At 61.9% G+C, this 22,220-nt stretch carries 24 protein-coding genes; 11 read left to right on the plus strand and 13 right to left on the minus strand.

The features are described 5' to 3' along the window. From M3P27_04235 to M3P27_04245, 3 genes are all read right to left on the minus strand, one after another. A partial coding sequence (locus M3P27_04235; GenBank protein MDP9267519.1) for a PEGA domain-containing protein occupies positions 1–907 on the minus strand: 907 nt, incomplete at its 3' end. A 215-nt stretch (positions 908–1,122) separates the two neighbouring features. After that, entirely contained in the window at positions 1,123–2,406 is a 1,284-nt protein-coding gene (locus M3P27_04240; GenBank protein MDP9267520.1) for a hypothetical protein, read from the minus strand. After that, positions 2,403–4,193 (minus strand): protein kinase, encoded by a 1,791-nt coding sequence (locus M3P27_04245; protein MDP9267521.1) that lies wholly within the window; start codon positions 4,191–4,193, stop codon positions 2,403–2,405. The genes M3P27_04240 and M3P27_04245 overlap by 4 nt, the downstream gene beginning before the upstream one ends. Positions 4,194–4,876: 683 nt before the next feature. Between M3P27_04245 and M3P27_04250 the strand changes: the two genes are divergently transcribed. Beyond that, positions 4,877–5,344 carry a hypothetical protein gene (locus M3P27_04250; GenBank protein MDP9267522.1) on the plus strand — a complete coding sequence of 156 codons (468 nt, stop codon included), beginning with the start codon at positions 4,877–4,879 and terminating at the stop codon, positions 5,342–5,344. 87 nt (positions 5,345–5,431) lie between these two features. Here the strand turns inward: M3P27_04250 and M3P27_04255 are convergent, their stop codons facing one another. Beyond that, on the minus strand, positions 5,432–6,049 hold the full coding sequence (locus M3P27_04255) for a hypothetical protein (GenBank protein MDP9267523.1): 618 nt from the start codon (positions 6,047–6,049) through the stop codon (positions 5,432–5,434). Between the two features lie 692 nt (positions 6,050–6,741). Here M3P27_04255 and M3P27_04260 point away from each other — a divergent pair. Together M3P27_04260 and M3P27_04265 are read left to right on the plus strand one after the other, a co-directional pair. Continuing rightward, a complete protein-coding gene (locus tag M3P27_04260) occupies positions 6,742–7,164 on the plus strand; it encodes a group I intron-associated PD-(D/E)XK endonuclease (protein MDP9267524.1) in 423 nt (140 codons plus the stop codon). 81 nt (positions 7,165–7,245) lie between these two features. Further along, positions 7,246–8,046 carry a helix-turn-helix domain-containing protein gene (locus M3P27_04265; protein MDP9267525.1) on the plus strand — a complete coding sequence of 267 codons (801 nt, stop codon included), beginning with the start codon at positions 7,246–7,248 and terminating at the stop codon, positions 8,044–8,046. Here M3P27_04265 and M3P27_04270 read toward each other — a convergent pair. Beyond that, positions 7,979–8,362, minus strand: coding sequence for a hypothetical protein (locus M3P27_04270; GenBank protein ID MDP9267526.1), 384 nt, complete (start codon positions 8,360–8,362; stop codon positions 7,979–7,981). The two genes, M3P27_04265 and M3P27_04270, sit on opposite strands and share 68 nt — an antisense overlap. A 371-nt stretch (positions 8,363–8,733) precedes the next feature. Here M3P27_04270 and M3P27_04275 point away from each other — a divergent pair, with 371 nt between their 5' ends. Further along, positions 8,734–9,474: a hypothetical protein gene (locus M3P27_04275; GenBank protein ID MDP9267527.1), complete on the plus strand. Its 741-nt coding sequence runs from the start codon at positions 8,734–8,736 to the stop codon at positions 9,472–9,474. Beyond that, entirely contained in the window at positions 9,471–10,031 is a 561-nt protein-coding gene (locus M3P27_04280) for a hypothetical protein (GenBank protein MDP9267528.1), read from the plus strand. The genes M3P27_04275 and M3P27_04280 overlap by 4 nt, the downstream gene beginning before the upstream one ends. Positions 10,032–10,052: 21 nt before the next feature. On the opposite strand, the gene M3P27_04285 is transcribed toward M3P27_04280, so the two are convergent. From M3P27_04285 to M3P27_04295, 3 genes are all read right to left on the minus strand, one after another. Next, on the minus strand, positions 10,053–10,604 hold the full coding sequence (locus M3P27_04285; protein MDP9267529.1) for a hypothetical protein: 552 nt from the start codon (positions 10,602–10,604) through the stop codon (positions 10,053–10,055). A gap of 106 nt (positions 10,605–10,710) precedes the next feature. Further along, the gene (locus M3P27_04290; GenBank protein ID MDP9267530.1) at positions 10,711–11,067 is read right to left on the minus strand and encodes a hypothetical protein; all 357 of its coding nucleotides are present in this window, start codon (positions 11,065–11,067) and stop codon (positions 10,711–10,713) included. Positions 11,068–11,229: 162 nt separating this feature from the next. Continuing rightward, positions 11,230–12,276 carry a methyltransferase gene (locus M3P27_04295; GenBank protein ID MDP9267531.1) on the minus strand — a complete coding sequence of 349 codons (1,047 nt, stop codon included), beginning with the start codon at positions 12,274–12,276 and terminating at the stop codon, positions 11,230–11,232. A gap of 455 nt (positions 12,277–12,731) precedes the next feature. On the opposite strand from M3P27_04295, the gene M3P27_04300 reads away from it, so the two are divergent. The 4 genes from M3P27_04300 (at position 12,732) to M3P27_04315 (ending at position 15,444) form a co-directional block, all read left to right on the plus strand. After that, the gene (locus M3P27_04300; protein ID MDP9267532.1) at positions 12,732–13,196 is read left to right on the plus strand and encodes a hypothetical protein; all 465 of its coding nucleotides are present in this window, start codon (positions 12,732–12,734) and stop codon (positions 13,194–13,196) included. Between the two features lie 24 nt (positions 13,197–13,220). Further along, positions 13,221–13,691, plus strand: coding sequence for a hypothetical protein (locus M3P27_04305; GenBank protein ID MDP9267533.1), 471 nt, complete (start codon positions 13,221–13,223; stop codon positions 13,689–13,691). Positions 13,692–13,699: 8 nt separating this feature from the next. Then, the gene (locus tag M3P27_04310) at positions 13,700–14,377 is read left to right on the plus strand and encodes a hypothetical protein (protein ID MDP9267534.1); all 678 of its coding nucleotides are present in this window, start codon (positions 13,700–13,702) and stop codon (positions 14,375–14,377) included. A 467-nt stretch (positions 14,378–14,844) separates the two neighbouring features. Beyond that, positions 14,845–15,444 (plus strand): Fic family protein, encoded by a 600-nt coding sequence (locus tag M3P27_04315; protein ID MDP9267535.1) that lies wholly within the window; start codon positions 14,845–14,847, stop codon positions 15,442–15,444. A gap of 104 nt (positions 15,445–15,548) precedes the next feature. Here the strand turns inward: M3P27_04315 and M3P27_04320 are convergent, their stop codons facing one another. The 5 genes from M3P27_04320 to M3P27_04340 form a co-directional block, all read right to left on the minus strand. Continuing rightward, complete coding sequence (locus M3P27_04320; GenBank protein MDP9267536.1) at positions 15,549–15,947, minus strand: type II toxin-antitoxin system VapC family toxin; 399 nt, start codon at positions 15,945–15,947, stop codon at positions 15,549–15,551. Then, on the minus strand, positions 15,937–16,461 hold the full coding sequence (locus tag M3P27_04325) for a hypothetical protein (protein MDP9267537.1): 525 nt from the start codon (positions 16,459–16,461) through the stop codon (positions 15,937–15,939). The genes M3P27_04320 and M3P27_04325 overlap by 11 nt, the downstream gene beginning before the upstream one ends. Before the next feature lie 775 nt (positions 16,462–17,236). Continuing rightward, a complete protein-coding gene (gyrA, locus tag M3P27_04330) occupies positions 17,237–20,032 on the minus strand; it encodes a DNA gyrase subunit A (GenBank protein ID MDP9267538.1) in 2,796 nt (931 codons plus the stop codon). A 209-nt stretch (positions 20,033–20,241) separates the two neighbouring features. Next, entirely contained in the window at positions 20,242–20,535 is a 294-nt protein-coding gene (locus M3P27_04335) for a hypothetical protein (protein MDP9267539.1), read from the minus strand. 145 nt (positions 20,536–20,680) lie between these two features. Beyond that, positions 20,681–21,037 (minus strand): STAS domain-containing protein, encoded by a 357-nt coding sequence (locus M3P27_04340; protein ID MDP9267540.1) that lies wholly within the window; start codon positions 21,035–21,037, stop codon positions 20,681–20,683. Positions 21,038–21,174: 137 nt separating this feature from the next. On the opposite strand from M3P27_04340, the gene M3P27_04345 reads away from it, so the two are divergent. Together M3P27_04345 and M3P27_04350 are read left to right on the plus strand one after the other, a co-directional pair. Continuing rightward, positions 21,175–21,354: a hypothetical protein gene (locus tag M3P27_04345; protein ID MDP9267541.1), complete on the plus strand. Its 180-nt coding sequence runs from the start codon at positions 21,175–21,177 to the stop codon at positions 21,352–21,354. A 54-nt stretch (positions 21,355–21,408) separates the two neighbouring features. Next, on the plus strand, positions 21,409–22,143 hold the full coding sequence (locus tag M3P27_04350; GenBank protein MDP9267542.1) for a hypothetical protein: 735 nt from the start codon (positions 21,409–21,411) through the stop codon (positions 22,141–22,143). The last annotated feature ends 77 nt before the right edge of the window (positions 22,144–22,220 follow it).

Raw genomic sequence — 22,220 nt, forward strand, 5'->3', positions numbered from 1 at the left:
AGTCTACGCCACGCTCTCTTACCAGTACGGCGGCGCGCTTCGGCGAGACCCCGCCGCGCAGCATCTGCTCCACGTCGCTCTCGGAGAATGGCGGCGGGCCGGCGCGCTCGAGCGCTGCCTCCACGGCGAGGGTGTCACCCGGCGTCACGTTCACCGTTTTGTTCCACTCTTTGAATCCGGCCGCGGTGAGCCGCACGCGATGGCTGCCTGCCGCCACGTCTTCGAGCACGAGGCGCCCTTCACTCTCGCTGGTCACGCCCTTGGGAACGTCGTCGAGATAAAGCTGCGCGCCGTGCGGCTGCGTGACGACACGCAGGGCGGCATTCACGATCAGCGGGACGGGCGTCACGGCGCCCGGCCGAAACGCTATCTGGTCCAGCGCCAGCGGGGTCCGATAAAAGAGGCGCGGGTCTACCTCGGGGTTCAGTTCCACTGCGTCAACGTCATTGGCTGCGACCTGGCGGCCATCTTCGGTTACGACCACGCGGAAGACGAACTGAATCCCATCCACGAGCCGGAGATCGTTCAGCTCCGCGATCTGCGTCTTCGGACCCTTGTCGCTTTGCACTGTCACCGCGAAGCGAAGCGGCCGTAGCGTCTTGGCATCGATCCAAAGCCGTGAAACATCAGCCCCGATGGTGAGTTGCAAGATCTTCGCCGTCGCGCCACCGATGGGCTCGGTCCCGATCATGGCGACCTGCACGCCACCGTCGTCGAGGTGCCGCGCGATATAGAAACTGTTGCGGCGCAGGGTCAGCTGCCAGACCCCCGCAGTCGCTGCCGGAAGATCCACGACCGTGCCCGCGGAGACGACGAAGGCGCCGGCCGGCGTGACCACCAGGGTGAACTTCTGTCCGCTATCGCTCGTGGACTCCAGATGCATGCGGTCGGGCAGAGCCACAAGCATGTCCCACGAGTAATATTCGGCGCCTTTCGCCCCTTGGGCTTGCACGCGGTATCTCTGGCGGTACGCGTAGATCCCGCGCAGGCGTTGTATGCCTCCACTCGCTTGCCAGGCCCTCTCCAGAAGCGCGCGGCCTTCGTTTGTGGCTGGGGCCTGCGCCGGAACCGGCAAGGCCGCCAGCAATAGCGCGCAGAGGCAGAGTCGGCGGAGCATGGCTTTCATTTTTTCGCTTTGGCGATGGCGAGCAGCAGGTTGCTGTCGGCCCCGGCGCGGCGCAGCCGCTGTTCCACTTCGTCAGTGAGCGCGAAGTCCACGCCGTACTTGTTGACCAGCGACATGATCCTGGTGGAAGGCAAGCCGTCTTCGAGCGCCTTCTCGATCTCGAGCTCCTTGAGCGGTTGCGGTCCGGCGAGGGGCAGCCGCTTCACCGCGAGCGCGAAGGGCTCGCGCGCGCCCGTGGCCGCGATCACGTAGCCTTGCAGGTTGTTCTCGCCCACGTTGATGGGCGTGTCCGACTGGAACTCGATCTCGCCACTATCGCGCCGCGTGAGCACGGCGGGGACGCCGGCGATCTCCACGCGCTGCACGTTGGCGAATCCCGCCGCCACGCCGCGGATGCGCACCCTGGCGTCTCCCGTCTCGTAAGGAAAATACGTTGGCTCGAGGATGCGGACACCTTGCCGCGACACGGTGAACGTCTTGTGCGCTTCGGACTTATCCGTGGCCATCACCAGCACCACGATGGCGCTCGAGCCGTTGCTGACGGCAACGTTCTCCACCACGAACTCCTGCGTCTGCGGGGTGAGCTGCTTGAGCATCGCGGGCTGGCCGTTGACCAGCACGCTGGCGATGCCAGTCTCTTGCGAGACGATGCCGCGTAGCCGCAGCGTTCCTCCGGTAGCGGTAAGCGTTTTGCCTTCCACCGCCGCATCGGCGGGCTCGATCATGCTGATGACCGGAGGCGCGGCCACATGCTGTTGCGCCTTCAGCGCCGCCACCACTTCATCGAAGCGGGTGGCGCCGTTGACCAGCTCCTGAAAGCCCAACACGTCGCCCCATCCGAACTTTGCGTTGGCGGTCTCCACGGTGCGCTTCTTCACATGGAAGAAATGATAGGTGCTGCCCCCGCGGAACTTGAACTCGGCCTCTTCGATGGTCGAGCCGAAGATGCGCCATTGCTGCGCAGCCGTGAGGTCGGCGCGCGCCAGGTCGAAGGAGTGCGCCGGCTCGGTCTTCGACTCGAACTTCATCCGCTCATGTGTGATGGTGAGATAACCCATGCAGGCACTCATCGCGTGCTGGTGCGCGACGGGATAGCGCAGCACAGGATTGTTGGCGTCGCCGATCAGCTCGGGGCCGCCACGCTCGCTCTCCGCATCGGAGACCAGCGGTGAACTCGTGGACGGCGCCCGCTTCGCCGCGAACTGCGCCGAGGCCACGCCCGCCAAAACAAATAGAAGAGTAAGGATGAGCGAATAGAGCCGCTTGTTCACCGTCGTCATCTCCTGCGCATGATCTCGTCTTCGGTGGCTTTGGCCTTCTGCGCTTTGGCCATGCCCGACTGCGCCTGGGTGTTGCTGGGATCGTGGTCGAGCGCCTGCTGGAACGACCCGATGGCGGCGTTGTACTCGCCCTGCTCGGCCTGGCTGTTGCCTTGCTCCACCAGCGAACGCGCGCGCTGCTTGTCAGCGTTGCTGGGACCGCGCGGCACGGGCTTCTCCGCCGGCTTCGGCGTGGGTTTCGTCGGCGTCGTGGGCTGAACTTGTTGCTGCGTTTCTGCTTGCGTAGCGCCGCCCAGGGTGACGGGCGAGAGCTTGTCATACTCGGTGAGGTTGTTCACCGACTTCACGCCGGTGACGCCGCGCGCCAGGCCATCGGCCATCTGCTTTTCATAGAGGCCGGTGACCTTGCCCTTGAGCGTGACCACGCCGGCCTGCGCGCTGACCTCGATGGGACTCTTGATCTCAGAAGAACCGGTCAAGGCGGAGCGGACGTCGGCAGCGACGCGGTCGTCGGTGAGCATGAACTGCGAGCGGTCGTCGTTGCCTTGCGCCGAGGTGCTGGCCGGCTTCACCACCCAGTAGTAGATCCCGCCAACCACGCCGAATAGGATGACGGCGGCGACGAGATAGATGATCCAGTTGCGCCTATCGGCGGCCGGCGGCGGCGTGTAGCTCGGACGCGCCGGAGCGCGGGAAGAAGCGGAGGGAGCGCGGTATTCGGCGCGCGGCGGCGGTGGGGGCGGGAATGAAGATGCGCGCGCGCGCGCTGCGGCTCCGGCGGGGGCAGACGACATGCCGGGTCGCGTCACCACGTTGGTCACACCGGTGCGCAGTTGCTCCTCCACGTCATCGAGCGCGGCGATGAACTCGGCCGCGTTCTGATAGCGCAGCATGCGGTCTTTTTCGAGTGCGTGGACGAGCATCACCGAGAGTCCCTCGGGGATGCGCAGCTCCGGACTGATCTCATGCGCGGGCGGCGGCGTGCTTTGGATGTGATGCAGGAGCATGCCCATCGGCGTATCCGACTCGAACGGCAGCCGGCCGGTGACCATCTCGTAGAGCACCACGCCGAGGGAATAAAGATCCGCGCGACCGTCGATCTGCTCGCCGTGGCGGCCCATCGCCTGCTCGGGCGAGATGTATTGCGGCGTGCCCACGACCATGCCGGTCTTGGTGGAGCTGTGCGCGGATTCCAGGCCCGCCTCGCGCACTTTGGCGATGCCGAAATCGAGCACCTTCACCAGGTCGGTGCTGTCCCCGGTATCGGTCATCAGGATGTTGTCGGGCTTGATGTCGCGATGGGTGATGCCGAGGGCGTGCGCGGCGGCGAGCGCGGACGCGGCCTGGCGCGCGATGGTCAGCGAGCGCCGGATGGGCAGCGGTCCCGTGTTCTGGATGAGATGGCGCAGGTCTTTGCCGTGCACGTACTCCATCACCATGAAGGGCCGGCCATCTTCGGTGGAATCGAGATCGTCCACGCGCACCGCGTTGGGGTGCTGGAGCTTGCGCGTGATGATGGCTTCGGAGCGGAAGCGGCGCAGGAAATTCTCGTCGTCGAGCAGGCGGCTGTTGACCACTTTGATGGCGCGCAGCTCATTGAACGCCAGGTGCTTAGCGAGATAGACGACGGCCATTCCGCCGGCGCCGATCTTTTCCAGGATCTGGTACTTGTCGCGGATCACCATGCCGGTGCGGAGTTCGGAGATCGCCCGCAGGACGGTCTGGTCCTTGGGACAGGTCTGGAACTCATTCGGATACGTGGTGTTGCACGCGTCGCAGTACTTCATCCCGTCCGTTCTATGGTCCGACGATCTTTGGTCCGACGATCTTTGGTCTGACGATCTTTGGTCTGACGACTTTTATCCGGCGGCCGCGCGCGGGCACACCCGGTGCAGGCACGCGCCGTCTCACTGAAAATGCGGGAGAGTCGCTTGGCGTCTGGGGCCGCTGCGCAGAATCATACCTCTGGCAGCGGCCGGAATCCAGAGCAGTTCCGCGATCCCGGGGACCGGATTCCATCTTGCTCGCGTCCGCGATACCACCTAACATCATCCCGCCCCGGCATGGAAAACACCCAGATCTCGCACTACAAGGTATGCGCGCAGCGACCTCTTCTCTTTCGGGGCCGTGCTCTATGAGATGGCCACCGGAACGCTGCCTTTCCAGGGCAGCACGTCCGCGGTGATCTTCGATGCCATCCTCAATCGTGCGCCGGTGCCGCCGGCGCGGCTCAATACGGTGCTTCCCTCCGAACTCGACCGCGTGATCCACAAAGCGCTCGAGAAGGATTGCGATCTGCGCTACCAAAGCGCTGCCGAGATGCGCGCCGACTTGCGCCGGCTGAAGCGCGATTCGGACGCGCATCGCGCTGGCGCTCCATCTCGTCTCGGCGGAAGGTGGCTCGCCCGCGCCGCTGCCAATGGAAGATTCTCCGACCCTCGTCCACTCCTGGTCTCCCGATGGGGGTCAAATGGTGCTCGGCGAATGGCTTGGCACCCCCGCCCCAGTGCTGCGATTGCTCGACCTCAAGACGCGGCAGGTCTCGGTGCTGCCCGGATCGGAAGGGCTGATCTATCCCATCTGGTCGCCGGACCGTAGGTTCATCGCCGCCCAAGCGGAGGTGGGTCCGAGAAAAGGCGAGTGGGTATATGAAGTGACGACGCGCACCTGGAAGCGACTTCCGCTCGTGCAATTCAACTACTGGGCCTGGTCACATGACAGCCAGTACATCTATTACGACACGTACGGTGAACACGACAACGTGATGCGCCTTCGCGTCGCCGACGGCAAGAGCGAGAAGGTCGCCGACCTCAAGGACGTGCGCCGCGTCCAAGGCGCATTCGGCAACTGGTTCGGACTGGGACCCGGTGACGCTCCGCTGCTGCTGCGCAATACCGGCAACCAGCAGATCTACGCGCTCGACTGGGACGCGCCGTAAGCTGCGACCCTAACACGCGCAGGAAAAAGCCCCGCCGTAGCGGGGCTTCCAAGGACCGAAGTCGAAGATTCGCTTGCCTATTCTGGCCTAGCGGCGTGGAGAATAGATACCGCCCTGGTAGGGCCGGTTGCCGTAGACGCCGTTCTGGTTTGAGTTCCGGTTACCGTAGACGCCATTCTGGTTCCCGTACCCTTGGCGGTAGCCCTGCAGGAACGCCTGGCGATATTGCTGCTTGTACTGTTCGCTGTTGCCGTAACCGCTGATCGAGGCGCCGTGGTCGGCGTCCTTGTACGCCGCCGACTGGTTGGGACGGTAGGAGTGGCCGGTCTGGCGATCGCTCTGGCCGGCTCTCAGGCCATCCTGATATCCGAATTGCGACGCGCCGTTGTTGCCGCCGCCGTAGTAGCCACCGTTTTGGTTGCCGTAGTAGCCGCCGTTCTGGTTATAAGGGGCATTGCCGCCGTAGTAGCCGCCGTTCTGGTTATAGGGGGCGTTGCCGTAGTAGCCACCGTTCTGGTTGCCGTAGTAGCCGCTGTTGTTGCGCTGGCGGTTTTTGTTCTTGTCCTGCTTGTGCTTGTTCTTGTTCCAGCCGTAATGATTCCCGTTGTTGCCATTCTGGTTGCGGTCCCGGTCGCCGTCTCCATCACGGTCTTGCGCGAGCGCCAAACCACTGAGCGACAGGACCATCGCCATTGCGAGCAGCATTGCCCTGGTATTTTTAAACAAAATCACTAGAAGACTCCTTCTCGACCAACATGCCTCTGCGTTGCAGAAGCGCGGGTCGGAAACACCCAAGCGCGCTTCTTTGAGGGTTGCGGGTTCTTTGCTGAATTTGGGGTACTGACAGGTGAGATGCCGAAACCGGCCCGCCCAGCCGCCCGGCGATGAAAATGTTTCCCGCTGCGCGGGTGGAGAACTGCCGGGTAGAGACCTTAGTTGTCCGCACTTGTCCTCCCCTGGGCGAGCGCGACGAACACCAGGACATCACAGCCCCGGCGAGCACGGTCCGTTTGAGTAAATGTTTGCTGCTCCCCAAGGATTAGATGCAAGGCACCGGCGGAAGTGGCCTTTTTCCGTACTGCGGCGCGAATTTTATTGTCCGGCAACCAGTTGCCGAACCGGCGCCTCGCAGGGCAGCGCGTGGAGGTTTTTTCCAAACAACGCCTGCGTCTGCAATAGAACGCGATGTTCTGTTCTGAGATTGAACAGCGTTTTGTTCTGGAATCCCGACAGATACAACGTCACTTAACGACGCGGCGGTTTCGGGAATAAGCTGCGTCTTCTGCTTCACCAGAAATGACAAGCATGCACCGGCCGCGGACCCTCGCCGACGACCGGGGCCGAGGGCCCCTTATGTCCGCAATGCCTCACCCGGTGCCGGGAAGAACACGCCTCGCATGAGCCTCGCCTACCAACCCAAGCTGGCGGGCGAACGAGCGGAGAGTGCGTTCATCACCGCGGCGCTCGATCACCACCTGATCGTCTCGCGGCCGTTCGGCGAAAGCACCAGTTACGACACCATCGTCGATAACCGCGCATTGCGTCCGGAGGGCATGGATAGCGGGCTTTGGCGCATCCAGGTGCGGAGCGTCTCCGGCCATGCACCCTATCGTGTTACGACCTTCCACGGCCGCGCCAAGCGCCCCATCGTGACCGCCGACGCCGACTTCCTCGCCGTGCTGGTGGTCCCGCTCAGCACCTGGTACATCATCCCGGTGCGCATCTTTACCCCAACCATGGGGCTCTGGCTGTTCCCGCACGTGGTGGCCAGCCGCGGCCGCTATGAGAAGTACCGCGAGGCGTGGCAGCTGCTACTCTAGGGGTGTCCCCGGGGCCTGTTCCAGATTCGGAACAAGTCCATTGACCTTTTAGGTCTTACTCCGATATATAGGGCACTTCCCATGCATGAGGCTGGCCAACAACTCCGTGCGTTACGCGAACAGATCGGCCTGACGATACGCGATGTGGAAGCTGCCAGCTCGAAGCTGGCGGCCCGGCACCGCAATCCCGAGTATGCGATCTCCATCAGCCGCCTTTCCGACATTGAGACCAAGGGGATCCTGCCGAGCATCTACAAGATCTATACGCTGGCGGTGATCTACCGGCAGACGTTCAGCGACCTGCTGGGGTGGTATGGCATCGACCTGGCGTCGGCGGCGCACGACGCCAACGTGATGGCGCTGCCGCAGTCGCACCTGTTGCCCGCGATCGAGGGCGGGACGGCAAAGATCCCGGTGCGCCTCGATCCCAGTTTCGACTCGCGCAGGACCACCAACATCGGCCGCATGATCCAGAGCTGGGGCATCGTGCCGCTCACCTACCTGACGACGCTGTTCGAGACCGACTACACCTACGGGTACATCGGCAGCGACGATCTGACCATGTATCCGCTGCTTCTGCCGGGCTCGTTCGTGCAAGTGGATGAATCGAAGAACCGGGTGGAAGAGCGGCTGTGGCGTTCGGAGTATGAGCGCCCGATTTATTTTGTGGAGAGCCGCGAGGGCTTCACTTGCTGCTGGTGTTCGGTGAAGGGCGAAAAGATCATTCTGCAGCCGCATCCCTTATCACCGGCGCAGCCGCGCATCATGCGCTATCCGCAGGAAGCCGAAGTGGTGGGCCAGGTGGTGGGCGTCGCTATGCGGTTGGGCGACGTGACGCTCGACGACGCGCCACGCTCGCCAGGGCGTCCCAAACTAAACTGAAGTGCGCGGCACGCAGCGTATCGGCCCCCGGCGGTAACAGGTCCGCGGGCGGGCGCTCGAAGATAGCCGCCTGCTGTTCCCCTTCCGCGTAGACTTGCGGCATCGGCGCGCGCAAGAGCGCGTCCATCACGTCGAAGTGCGCTTCGCGCAGCACGCCCTGCGCCGGCGCCTCGCCGTACACCCGCGCCAATCCCCAATGCTCGTAACGGTCCGGCGCGCGCCGCAGATCGGCGAGATATTCCAGACGTTCGAGCCGCCCGTGGAGCGCCGCGAGCGTGGTCTCGTGAAGATCTTCTTTCGCCGACCGAAATCTCATTTCTGTTTCACTTTCCGAACACCAAACAGATTCAAAGCACTTCCGCGTTCGAAACCATGAGGCAGCACGCTCTCTCCCGTGCGAACCGCGCACCGGAGAAAGAATGTGAACAGGATTATAAGACTGCTGCTCGCAACTTCAATGCTCATTGGTACATGTACCGTTGCTTCCGCCGATGGCACCGAACCACCGCCTTGCCAGCCCGGCACCCCCAACTGCAAGCCTCCGAACGGAGGGGCACTGCGCCTTGCGTTGCCTGAGCTTCCCGTACTGGACCTGACTCGTTGATCTGGTTGCGGAACAATCGCAGAATGACGGAAGGCTCCCAGGACGTTTGTAGTAGGCTGAGTCGGGCAAATCCGGCTCAGCCTATGACAAGCGATACCCTCAGTCTGGTGGTGTGGTGGGCAGGGATGGCCCTCCAAGCCGGCATCGTGTGCGCGCTGGCGTATCGCCGGCTGTATCGCGATCTGCCGATTTTCTTCACCTACACCGTTTTCCTGATCGTCCGTTCGCTCGTCCTCTATTTCGTCCTGCGTCCTTTTCCCCTGGGATACTTCTACGGCTACTGGGGCGCAGAGATAGTGGCTTGGGCGTTGGGACTCGCCGTGATCCAGGAAGTGCTGGAACATTTGCTGCGGCCTTACCATGCGGTGCAACACCTGGCGCTGATGCTCTTCCGTTGGGGAGCGGCATTGCTCGTGCTCATGGCCCTGCTGATGGCCTATGCAGGGCCGGGGCTCGAGGTGGACCGCCTGCTCACCAACATCCTGATGCTCGAGCGCGGCGTCCGCATCGTGCAGGTCGGCCTGCTCTCGCTGCTTTTTGTGCTCGCGCGCGCGATGCGATTGCGCTGGCCGCACTATGTCTTCGGCATCGCGCTCGGCCTCGCCATCTTCACCAGCGTGGACCTGGCGCTCGTCACCGTGCGCACGCATGCCATCTGGACGCACGCCGTTTTCACGATCATGAAGCCGCTGGCCTTCGTGGTGGCGCAGGGCGTTTGGCTTTATTACCTGGCTGTGCCCGAGCGCGCGGCCGATTATCAGCCCCAGCCGGCGCCGCAGATGGAAGGTTGGAACGGCGCGCTGGCGGAGTTGCTACGCCGATGACTCACCTTTGGCCGGCGCTGATGATCGCGATCTCGTTCGCGGGACTGCTGCTGGTCTACTGGGCGGTGCGCGGGCAGAGCATCTCGCTCACCGCGCCCACCGACATGGAGCGCTATGTGCAGCCGGTGGACCTGCTCGCCTTCCAGGCGCTGCTCGATGCCGGCAATGAGAAGTTCCTGCGCCAATATCTGTCGGTGGCTGAGGTGCGCGCCCTCGAGCGCCGGCGACGCCGGGTAGCGGCCGGATACGTGCGCCGCGTAGCCGAGAACGCCGCCATCCTCACGCGCCTGGCGGAGCTGGCGCGCGCGAGCCATGAACCGGAGACAGCGCGCGCCGGCGTGGAACTGGCCAATGCTGCCCTGCAACTGCGCTTGCTCGCGCTGCTGGCATACGGGCGCTTGCAGTTGGAGATCATCCACCCGGCAGCTCCGGAGCAGATCCAGCGCGTCGCGGGACTCTATGGATCGCTGACCGACCGGGCGTCGAACGTTGCGACATTGCTCGACCCGGCCAGCGGCATCCGATGCGCGCGCAGCCTCTGCGTCAGCGATCAGTGATCAGCGATCAGTGATCAGCGCTTAGCGCGGCCAGAGCCAGCCGAAGGTGCCCGCGACCAGCAGTCCGTAGAACAAGCCATCCATCACTTCCTTGATCGTCATGCCCCAACCCTGCGCCTTCCAGATGCCGTTGGCGAGGTTTGCCAGGCCGTAGGCCAGGAATGCCGCCGTACCCACGACGCGAAAGACGACGAGATAATTTGCGCCGAACGGCAGCGTGTGCGCGGCGAGATACGCCACGAAGAAGTTCACGATCAGCAGGAAGCCGAACCACTGTCCCAGGAACTTTCCCATGTTGACCGGGCCGTTGGCCATCACGTTGATGTGCGCGATGGGCCCCTGCTTGAATCTCTCCTGCATCTCGGGCGACTTCATGTCCTTGTGGTCGCAGTAAGGCACCATGTAGAAGCCGCGCGCCAGGCCGCGCAGCGCGGCACGGACATTCTCCTCATCGGGCAGGCGGTGGACGTCGCTGTGGTGATACTTCAACACCGTGTGCATGATCGAGCTGGCGATGAAGACGATGACGGACGCAAGCAGGATGGGAAGCCAAAGTGAAGCAAGCGAGACCATCGGTTCTCCTTTGAGTTTTTTCGCGGAGGTGAGCGCAGGCTACGCTTCGGTGTGCGACGAGGTCAATCGCTTTCGTGTTGCGGCTACGGTCCGCTCGCTGGCGATCCTAGTCGTCCAGATCGTCGTCCAGATCATGGATGGCGGAGAGCAGCGCAAAAGGTCCATCCGTCATCTGCACCACCCGGTCGGCGCGGACCACGATGAACCATCCCGTGGCGACGGCCAGCACTTTGGCGCTGGGGTTCACCTTGCGAAACGCATGGGTGAGCGCGATAGCTTCTTCGGAGGCGAGCGTGTGGCACAGCACCAGCACATCGAATTCGCCGCCGGCGATGGCCTGCTCACCGTGTGTGCGTCCGGCGGCAGAAGTGACCTGGTGTCCAGCGTTGCCCAGCGCGAGCGCGCGCGAGGCGGCCAGGTTGGGCTCGTTCGAGATCGAGAGGATGCGCTTGTTCTTGCTCACGGACAGAGAATGCACCATCCCCAAAAGGCGCGCAAATTACCGAGGTAATGAGGGTAACGTTACCGTCGAAGAGAAGTTGCGCTGCCGCGAGAAAATTTCTGGCCGCTGGCCCACTTAGGCTGCGGTTGAGTCCCCCGCAAGCTGACGGCCCGCAGGCCGCGCCTATTGCTTGACCGCTTCGACCGTCGCCAGCGGCGACTGGTTGGGGACGACGCGCGTGAGTTTGAATCCGGCGCTCGCGAATAATGCTCCGAACTCCCCTTCCGTACGTTCCCGGCCGCCGGGGAAGGCGAGCATCTCGAGGTCGATCCACTTGCCGAGGTCCGGACCATTGCCCGGCTGGAGCACGGTCTCGAGCAGGATGACCTTGCCGTTCGCGGGCAGCGCGCGATGGCAGCTCTCCAGGATCTTGCGCGCTTCCGCATCCGCCCAGTCGTGGATGATGTGCTTCATGATGATGGCGTCGCCTGCGGGGATCGCTTTGAAGAAGTCTCCCGACTCGACGCGCACGCGGGCTTCCATGCCAAGCTTCCGGATACGCTCACGCGCACCCACGCAGACCCGCTCCATGTCGAAGAGCACGCCGCGCATCGGCGGATATTTTTCCAAAATCGAGGTGAGCACGAAGCCGTGTCCGCCGGCAACGTCTACCAGTGTCCCGATGCCGGAGAAGTCGTAGGTGGCGAGCACGGCGGGGATGACCGACGCGCTGAAGGCCGTCATGGCGTCGTCGAACAAGCGGGCCTCGGCAACATTGGCGCCGAAGTAGTCCCAGATGGGCATGCCGAGCGCAGGCTGGCAGAGCGTCTCGCCCGTACGCACGCAGTGGTCGAAATGCGCGTAGCTGCGCAGGTGCAGCGGGTCGGAAAGGAACGCGATCATGCCGCGCAGCGGCCCGGCATCGTGCCGCAACGGCTCGCTCAACGCCGTGTTGGCGAAGGTGCGCGGCGCGGTCTCGGTGAAGACGCCCACGGACGCGAGCGCGCGCAGCACGCGATACAGCGCGTCCTCATGCAAGCCGCTCGCCTTGGCCAGCTCGGCCACCGGCTTGGGCCCAGCATTCAACTTGTCGGCGATGTCGGCCTTGAGCACCTCTTGCAACCCGGCCGTCACCATGAATCCGAGTGCCAGTTGATAGAGCTGGGCTTCCGGTGGAAGTTGATTGCCGGTGGAAGCGGTAGCAGAAGGATGCGAGGCTTGAGTCGTCATGACCGGCGAATCTTAGCAGATAGTCCTTTTCACCACGGAGACACGGAGGACTTCAGGGTTCCCACACAAGCAGAGCGGCTTGTGTGGGGCACCCGCGGCTCGCACCGCACGCGACGCATAGCGCGGACGACCTTCAGCGCTTCGTCGCGGTCCAAGTGGTATTGCCGCGGGCCTCGCAGGGCGGGGCGCCGTAAGCGGTCTGGACGAAGAAGAGATCGAGGGCCGCCTTGTTCGCGGAAGGCGATTCGAACTGGCCTTCCACCACGTAGTTGAATCCGCTGCCGCAGGCCCGATTTCAGCTCGACGGACAGATCGGCTCCCACACAAGCAAAACCAGCTTGTGTGGGGCACCCGGCCGACGTGTTCGGATTCCAGAACAGATGACAGGAAATCATTGACTTAGCGAGGCTCGGGCCGATAATGGCGGGCGCAATCCACACTGAAGAGGTATTCGCATGCGCCGACGCACGATAGCGCTTCTTATCGTCCTGCTGTTCACTGATGCATTGCTCTGGGCCGGCATCGGCACGCACGAAGCGATGTATGTGGGAGGGACCGTCAACGCCCTCAAAGAGAGGACGGAGGGCAAGCCCGTCCTCGCGGAGAACACTTTCGTCTTTCAATACAAAAAGACGCATTGGGAAGTCCCGTACGAGCGGATCAACAGCCTCGAGTACGGCCAGAAAGCCGGCCGGCGGGTGGGATTGGCGATCGCGATCAATCCATTTTTCCTTTTCTCGCACAAGCGAAAGCACTTCCTGACGATCGGTTTTCTCGATGACGCCAACAAGCAACAAGCGGCGGTCTTTGAATTGGGGAAGAGCGTGATCCGCCCTACACTTCGTGCGCTCGAAGCCAAGACCGGCAAGAAGGTGGATTTCGAAGACGCGGAAGCGCGTAAGGCGGGGATTGGTAACTAGGACGCCAGGCAACTAGGAGGACGCATGAAAAACAAGATCATTGTGACAGCGTTGGTGACCTGCTTCCTGCTCGAGTCGGCGGCCTGGGCGGGACTCGCCAGCGACAAGGCAATGTACGTGGGCGGCACGGTAGCGGAACTCAAGGAGGGTACGCAGGGCACGATGTCCGCGAAAAACGAGATCGTGCTTGTATTTACCTACGGTGGTCAGCGCTTTGAGGTCCCTTACGACCGCATCAACGACCTTGAGTACGGCCAGAAGGCTGGCCGCCGTTTGGGAGTCGCGATCGCGCTCACGTGGATGGCGCTGTTCTCCAAGAAGCGGAAACACTTCCTCACCGTCGGCTACAAGGACGCGAACGACAAGCAGCAGGCAGCGGTGTTCGAGTTGGGGAAGAACACTGTCCGGGTGACATTGGCCAGCCTGGAAGCGCGCACGGGGCAAAAGGTGGATTATGAGGACGAAGAGGCGCGCAAGAGCGGGCGCGGGAATTAGGAGAGCAAATGTCTACGCTGCTGATCGCCACACTTCTGCTCCTGCAGACTGCAACGCCCGCACCGCAAGCCGCTACTCCCGCGAAGCCGGCGGCGGCGGCGCCTGCCGTGCCTGCCACGGGGACCACCCGCGATCCCGACTTGGAGAAGCAACTCGTCTCGGTGAAGCGCATTTACGTGGATAGCTTTGGTGACGATGTGGTCTCCAAGCAGATCCAGGCGATGGTCGTGAGTCAACTGACGGAGAACAAGCGCTTCATCGTCACCGAGAACAAAGACCGGGCAGACGCATTCCTGCGCGGCGCTGGCCTGGAGAAAGACTCGCAGGAGTTCCACTCTTACAGCGAGGGGACGGCCGCAGGGCATTCAGGCGGAGGATTCACCGCGGACCGCAACTCGGCAAGCGGCGCCTTCGGCGGGGCGCACGCGGCCATACAGGATTCCGGCGCTTCGACCGAGACGATCCATGAAGCGCGGATTGCGGTGCGCTTGGTGAATCCCGACGGCGACGTGCTGTGGGCCACAACGCAGGAGAGCAAGGGCGCGAAGTACAAAGGCGCGAGCGCAGACGTCGCTGACAAGGTCGTGAAGGAACTGCTGCGCACGCTAGAGAAACTCGCCAAGAAGACTGAGGCGGGCACAACACCGACGCCGCCAGCGGTAGCTCCGGCAACTAAGCAGAAGTAGTGATTTCTTCGAGGCGCTTCGTCCGCCGCCGTGACTGCGTGCGGGCCTGCGGCAGCCTGGAAGGCTTACTCCCACACAAGCAAAGGCGCTTGTGTTGGCATCCGGCTATATATAGGCACCACATGAGACAATATTTACATCCAAATAACGACCGCTATCTCATCCCTTGTAGAGGTTAGGACGTGTTACTCTACGCCACGCCGTCGGATAGAGCAGGAGGACCCCGTTGACGCAAACAGAAAAGAAACTACTTGATACGATGCGGGAGGTTTCAAAGAGCCGCCCGGAAACTAGGAATCCTTCGCTTGAATTCGTACGCGAGTGGGCATTCGGAAATGCTGGATTAGAGGACGAAAGAATCACACGAGAGCAGGTCGACAAGGTTATCTCGGAGACGCCTGCGAAGAAGCGTGCTTAACCAAAGATTAACCATATGGGCCGGCTTTTTAGCCGGCCCGTTCTAATTTATGGCCAACGACGAAAAACTGCTCTGCCCAAGAGACGAGAAGGCTAATTACGAAATCCGCAACCAGGGGGTTGTTGTGGAGTATTTGGCCGATTTCGTTCAGAACGAGCGGACGAGAATAACTGAAGGTGCGGTAACGGAGATACATCGTCTGACAATCCAAGACATCTATCCCTGCGCCGGAAACTTTAGAGATGCGCTCACAAGAGTCGAAATCACTGACACTGAACACCAGCCTTCGCACGCCTCAATGGTTCGAATAGACGTGCAAGATATGCTCTCCTGGCTTTATGACGGCGACGGAAAAGCGCGGAGCCCGATAGAGAGGGCTGCCTATGTGATGTGGCGGACCAACGCTATTCACCCATTCAATGGCGGCAATGGGCGGGTGGCCCGCGCGCTAGCTTATTTGGTTATGGTTTCGGAAGTAGCACCAGTTTTCGCGGGCGATCCGCTCCCCGCCATACTGAAGCGTCGCAAGGCAGAATATGTAGCCGGGCTCAAAGCCGCTGATGTGGGGAGTCTAAAGCCCCTAGAAAATTTAGTATTGGATTGTTTCCAGCAGCAGATTGCTTCGATTGGGACCCAAACTCGCCATTAGCTACTGCTTAGGAGCCAGCAGAACTTCTCCCGGATGCGTTGCTACGCGTCGCTTTGGCGCCATCTCGTCCTCCATCGTTGCCTAACCAGGTCGACGACCAGAGTTCACAATTCGAGGAACTCGACCTCGACGCCTCGCAGTTCATTAAAGTGAGCATCGCGCGTCATCACAGACAATGAATGCTGGGCAGCGATTCCAGCGATCCACAGATCATTCTCCGGGATCGGCCGCCCCCGCTCGAGCAGGGCCTGCTTCAGTTCGGCATAGTGCCGAGCGGTGACCGCGTCACAGGAAAGAACGGGGACTGCCTGTGCAAACTGCTCTATGCGTCGGAGATTCTCGGAGCGGCGAGTGGACCCGAACGCCCCGCGGTAGAGTTCGCCGAGAGTCGGCACGGGGAGAAACACCTCCTGCTTGGCAGCGAGGCGGTCTGAGATCCGCGGGTCGCCCGCGAAGAGGCCGATGACCACGTTCGTGTCGAGCAGAACTCGCTCATGCGACATCTTGGTCCTTGCCGCCCGCGGTGGGTTCATCCTCGATCCGTTCGCTGTCGCGCTGGATCACTTCTTCCATCTCCTTCAGGTCGTATGCGGGAATCAGCCCGACGAACGCCAGAAATGCGGAGGGTCGAGAGACATTGCCGCTGGATCCGGAGCGATCGGCGCTTCTAGCATAGATCCTTTCGTACCAATCCAAGAGCGGCCGATACCCTTCAGAGATCTCATCCGCGCGTGGCAGCAGCTTTCCCCTTCGCTGCGGATGGGTCTTATCTCCCGGCCGAAAAAGTCGGCGCCGGCCGCGGTCAGTCTTCGTAAGCAGGCGAGCGGTGTTAGGACTGGGAGCATTCTGCGCAATCGAATGCGTGACGATGTGCTGATACACCCCGGGCTGCAGCGCGCCGAACTCCTGTTCAGCACGCGCACGGATCTCCTGCAGCGAGAAGTCGGCTCTCCCTGGTTGTTCCTGGTGTAGCAACGCGGTCGCTACCCAAGCTTGGTCAGCTACTTTCATGTGCATATAAACACTTCCTTTGAAAACTCATAGTAAGATATCCTTTTATATGTTGTCAAGTCGTTGTTAGTCTTTCTAGAAAGAATGCACGAAGGCCCCTTACCGCTGCCGGGTGCCCCACGTTCTCAACTTGCCCTGAGCGAAGTCGAAGGGAGCTGCCTCTGCTTGTGTGGGAGGAAGAAAACCCGCGGTAAAAATTTCCTGTCAAGCCCCTCCGAACACGATATTCCCGCTAACTCACTGAGCGCGTAATGAGGATAGCGTGCAGTTAGTTTTCCGGTTTGCCCCTCGCGAAAGCGCATACTGGAAGAACAGGGGTGTACCTACAGACGCCGGCCTACGCAGGCGCTGCCCTGCTTCGCTCGTTCTTTGAAAAGCTAGCTCGACCAAGTAAAGACTAGAGCCCTTCCGCTCTGCCGAACGCTCCTGAAACCGTCCTTGATCCCCGGATGGGGACCAACGACGGGGATCTCTCGGGAATCTTTCCGGGATTTTTCGGGGATTCTCTTCAGAAACCCAGCATTCGCACGTAAATCCCCGCCAACACAGGAGTTGTCGGCCGGCTTACCGGGGCAAACCATCGCTAAGTCGCTGATTTCATGACAACTGAAAAAAGAGCTAAAAAAGCGCAGAGGGGGAGGGGGGAGGGTATCCCCGGAATCCCTCCCTACCGCCCAAGAAAAAGCCCGCTGCTCCTGCTGCGATAAGCAGGCGAGCGGGCTTCAACTCTGTTGCGCTCAGGGGCCTAAACGCTTGATGCAGGCGAGACCGCCCAGCGGTTTTACTGAATCAGCGTCCCATTCGTCTCCGGCGCCTCATCCTTGGGGATGACGACGGCGGCAGCGACCTTGTCGCCGCCTTCCATGTGCAGCAAGCGGACGCCCTGCGTCGAGCGGCCGGCCTCGCGGATCTGCGTGGTGTCCATGCGGATGATCTTCCCGAATTGCGAGATGATCATCGCTTCGGAATGCTCGTCCACCAGCAGGATGGCCGAGACCATGCCGTTGCGCGCGGTGGTCTTCACGTTGATCACGCCCTTGCCGCCGCGGGTCTGCAGGCGATATTCGTCCACGTGCGTGCGTTTGCCGTAGCCCATCTCGGTGACCGAGAGGATGAGGCGCGCGCTCTGCTGCGCTTTCTCCGAATCGAGTACGCCGCTGGCTTCGGGGGCTGCGGCGGCATCTTTGCCGTCTTTATGAGCAGCCCCGTCCTTGCCGTTCTTGGCGTCTTTGCCATTCTTGCCATTCTTTTTTGCGGCGGATTTTCCGGCGCGCTCCTGGCTATGCATCTTGGCGGAGTCGCCCGCAGACTTGCCGTTGGGCGCCGACTTCGGTGTGACGGCCATGCCGACGACGTAATCGTTCTTGTCGAGCGTCATGCCGCGGACGCCGTAGGCGGCGCGTCCCATCGGACGCACGTCTTCTTCGTCGAAGCGGATGGCCATGCCTTCATGCGACGCCAGAAAGACGATCTGCTGGCCGTCGGTGGAGCGCGCCGCAACCAGTTCGTCGCCCTTGTCGACGCCGATGGCGATGATGCCGCGCGACATCACGTTGCAGAAGTCGATGAGCGGCGTCTTTTTCACCGTGCCATTGCGCGTGGCGAAGAAGACGAACTTGCCTTCTTCTTCGAGGTCGCGAACGTTCAGAATGGCGCGCGCCGTCTCGCCCGGCTGCAGCGCCACCAGGTTGCCGATGTGCTTGCCCTTGCCCGCCGGGCCCACGTCTGGAACTTCATAGACTTTCAGCCAGTAGACGCGGCCGGTGTTGGTGAAGACCAGCAAGTACGCATGGGTGGAGGCGATGAGCAGCTTCTCGACGAAATCCTCGTCGCGCGTCTTCATCCCGGTGCGTCCGGTGCCGCCGCGGCGCTGCGCGCGATAGGTAGAGACGGGCGTGCGCTTGAGGTAGCCGTTGTGCGAGATGGTGACGGCGACCTGCTCGTCGGCGATCAGGTCTTCGAGCTCGATCTCAGCCTGTTCGTCGATGATCTGGGTACGGCGGGCGTCACCGTACTTTTCTTTTACTTCCTTCATTTCCTTGATGATGACGCCGCGCAACCTTTTATCGGACGCAAGGATGGACTCGAACTCGGCGATGCGCTTCAACGTCTCTTCGAGTTCCTTGAGCATCTCGTCTTGCGAGAGGCGGGTGAGGCGGTGCAACTGCAACTCAAGGATGGCTTCGGCCTGCACCGCGGTGAGCACGCCGGAGCGGCTGAGCGTGCCCGTCTCGGCGAGGATCTTCGCCCAGGTGCGGTCGGTCACCTTCAGCTTGGCTTCGACCATGGCCTGGCGCGCGGCGGCGCGGTTCTCCGAGCCGCGGATGATCTTGATGACGGCATCCAGATTATCGAGCGCGATCTTGTAGCCCACCAGGATGTGCTCGCGCTCTTTCGCGCGGTTCAGCAGGAAGGCGGTGCGGCGACGGACCACTTCCACGCGGTGGTCGATGAAGTGTTGCAGCGCGGGGATGAGGCCGAGTTCGCGCGGCTGTCCGTTGACCACGGCCAGGAAGATCATGGAGAAGCTCTCTTGCATGGAGGTGTGCTTGTAGAGCTGATTGAGGATGATCTGCGGCTCGGCGCCGCGCTTCAGCTCGATGACGATGCGCATGCCGTCGCGATCGGATTCATCGCGCACATCGGAAACGTCGTCCACGATCTTGTCGTTCACCAGGTCGGCGATGCGCTTGATGAGCGTGGCCTTGTTCACCTGGTAGGGGATCTCGGTGATGATGATGGCCTGGCGATCTTTCTGGAAGGTCTCGATGGCGGCCTTGGCGCGCATGATGAAGCGGCCGCGCCCGGTCTTGTAGGCCTCGGCAATGCCACTGCGTCCGTAGATGTAGCCCGCGGTCGGGAAGTCGGGACCTTTGACGATCTTCAATATCTCGGGCAGCGTGGTCGCGGGATTCTCCACCAGCATGATGGCGGCGTCCACGATCTCGTTCATGTTGTGCGGCGGGATGTTCGTCGCCATCCCGACGGCGATACCGTTCGAACCGTTGACGAGCAAGTTCGGGATGCGCGTGGGGAGTACGGTCGGCTCCACGGTGGATTCGTCGTAGTTGGGGACGAAGTCGACGGTGTCTTTGTCGATGTCGATGCACAGGTCTTCGGCGATGGCAGTGAGCCGGCACTCGGTGTACCGCATGGCCGCGGCGGAATCCCCATCGACGGAACCGAAGTTGCCCTGGCCATCGACCAGCGGATAGCGCAAACTCCACGGCTGGGCCAGACGAACGAGCGCGTCGTAAAGCGCGCTGTCACCGTGGGGATGGAAGCGGCCCATGCACTCGCCGACGACCTTGGCGCACTTCACCTGCTTGCGGTTGTGCAGCAGTCCCATATCGTGCATGTGATAGAGCAGGCGGCGATGGACGGGCTTGAGTCCATCGTAAACATCGGGCAGCGCGCGCCCGATGATCACCGACATGGAGTAGTCGAGATACGAGCGGCGCATCTCGTCCTCGATGTTTATGGGGAGGATGCTGGCCGCGCCCGGACCCATGTCCGCGGGACGCTTGACTGGTTCGTCAGGATTCAAAGGCAGCTGAGGATCTTTTTCGTCGGGCATTTTTCCTTAAATGCGCTCTCCGCTTTCCGCCCTCCGTTTCGAACACACCCAGCGCCTTCGCGCAGGTGCCAACTGAACGGTCCGCGAGGGCGGTAACTCATTGATAATTCATGCGGTTAGTGCGGATGAGAGCAATAAGGATTATAGCGCAAAACAATGCTGGATTGCCAGTGGTTCACGAGCAGAAAGAAGCGCGAAACGGCGCGGATTTAGAGGCCCAGCGGCGCGGCGTCTGGCGCAGGGAAATTGCGCTGCCGCCACTTGCGCAGCGCGTACAGGATGCATCCGCAGACGATGCCGGCAGGCACGGAGAGCAGCGCGAAACCGCGCACCTCGGGGATGGCGAGAAAAAGCGCGGCGAGAAAGATGATCGCGAGTACCGGCTGCGGCGCGGGGAGTCCGGGACGGATGGCGATGATGTAGCCGACGGCAAAAACAAAGACGGGCTTGCCGTCTTCGACAGACGGAACCACTTCGCGCCGGAATGCGAGGCGATGCTGCATGGCCAAACGCTCGCCTAGGGTACGCCAAAACTGGCTACGCCCAGTATGACACCGTTCCAGGGCGCAAGTTCCAGCGAGATCGAGAGCTACGTAGAGTCGGGACGAGAGGCGGTGAACTGGGGAGTAAGAGAGCAAGAGTACGAGCTTAAGCGGTGGCGTTCTTCGTGATGGTCTCCGCCTGCTCGACGGTATCGTAAAACGTGAAGACATTCTCCACGCGGGTAATGGCCAGCACTTCACGGCAGCGCTTGCTCACGCCGGCGAGCGCGAGTTTGCGTCCCGCACGGTCGCGCGAAACCTGCACGTTGACGAGGGCACCGATGCCGGCGGAGTCGACGTAAGACACGGCCGTAAGATCCAGCACCAGCACGGGAGCCGTCTCGGCCCGCACCGCGGGCTGGAAGTCGAAGATGTTGTTGAGCACCAGCGGACCGGCGAGGACCATCACGCGGTGGCCGGGCGCCGAACCATCGCGCGCGTCGATGTTGAGCTTGCTTTCCATAAGTAGCGGATTCTAGCGGGAAATTGTTACAGGAAGATGAAAGACCGCCGGGCCCGCGCGGTAGATTCCGCCTACTTCTCTCCACCTTCGGGGCCGTAGAAGATGACCCAGAAACTCGAGACTGGAAACCGACTCTATTGAAGATCACCGACTCTAAGGTCATTGTCGTCGCACTTTTTGCTTTGTGGTTCCTCAGCCTGCACTTTTATATGTACGTTCCCAGTGGTGGTGAGCATCGCCTTGGGCGCGGCATTCGTGAGCGTGGCCAGCGTCTGGTTGCTGCGCCGGCTGTATCGCGGGCGCGCATTCGACGTTAACCGCGACGGTTCTTTGGGGTTGTAAGCGCCGGGAATCGCGCTAGAGTAGGCAGCATGCGAGCCTTACGCATCGCCTGCCTTCTCTTTTTCGTCAGCTTAGTCAACACCGTGTGTCTCGCGCAAAGCCAGCAGCAACCCGCGCCCCCCGCGCCCAAAGAGCCGGCGGACGCCACGGTCGCGCCGCCACCTGATCCGAGTGACGCGAACTCACTCTCCGAGGGTGCACCCGCGATTCCCGCCGACCTGCAACTGATCGTGAAAAAGCAGTTCGGACCAAGCTTCAAGGTCGCGCTGCAGCGCGCGAACACCACGCGTTATCTGCACCAGCCGGAGCACGTGCAGGCGTGGGCGCCACTGCTGGTCGGCGATCTCGATGGTGACGGCGTGGAAGATGCGGTGATCGTCGCGCGCGTGCGCAACGTTTTCAGCGGGCAGATCCCGTTCAAGTATGCGGTGATCGATCCCTACTTCGCCGCCTTCGGCTATGGCAATCCAAAAAATACCGCCGGCCTGTCGAGCGAGCGACCGGAAGGTGACTACGTGGTGCTCGTCATCCACGGCGCGGGCGCGGAAGGCTGGCGCAATCCCACTCCCAAGGCGAAAGTGGTGATGATCAACCTGCCGTTCAACACCATCAACGTCGCTCCCATGAACGTCGCCAAGAAGGGGAAGCCGGCCAAGCAGGTGAGCGTGATCGTGCTGGAAGAAGACGGTACCAGCCAAAGCTCACTGGTGCTGTGGGACGGCAAGACCTATCGCTGGCGCGATATGGGCGGCCCCGGCGAGTAGTCCGCAATCCCTCTAACCACGAAGGTCACGAAGGAACACGAAGGCTCTTCAAGAGAGACGCCTTCGCGAAACTTCGT

This window comes from Acidobacteriota bacterium (assembly GCA_030774055.1).
Taxonomy (GTDB): domain Bacteria; phylum Acidobacteriota; class Terriglobia; order Terriglobales; family Acidobacteriaceae; genus JACPNR01.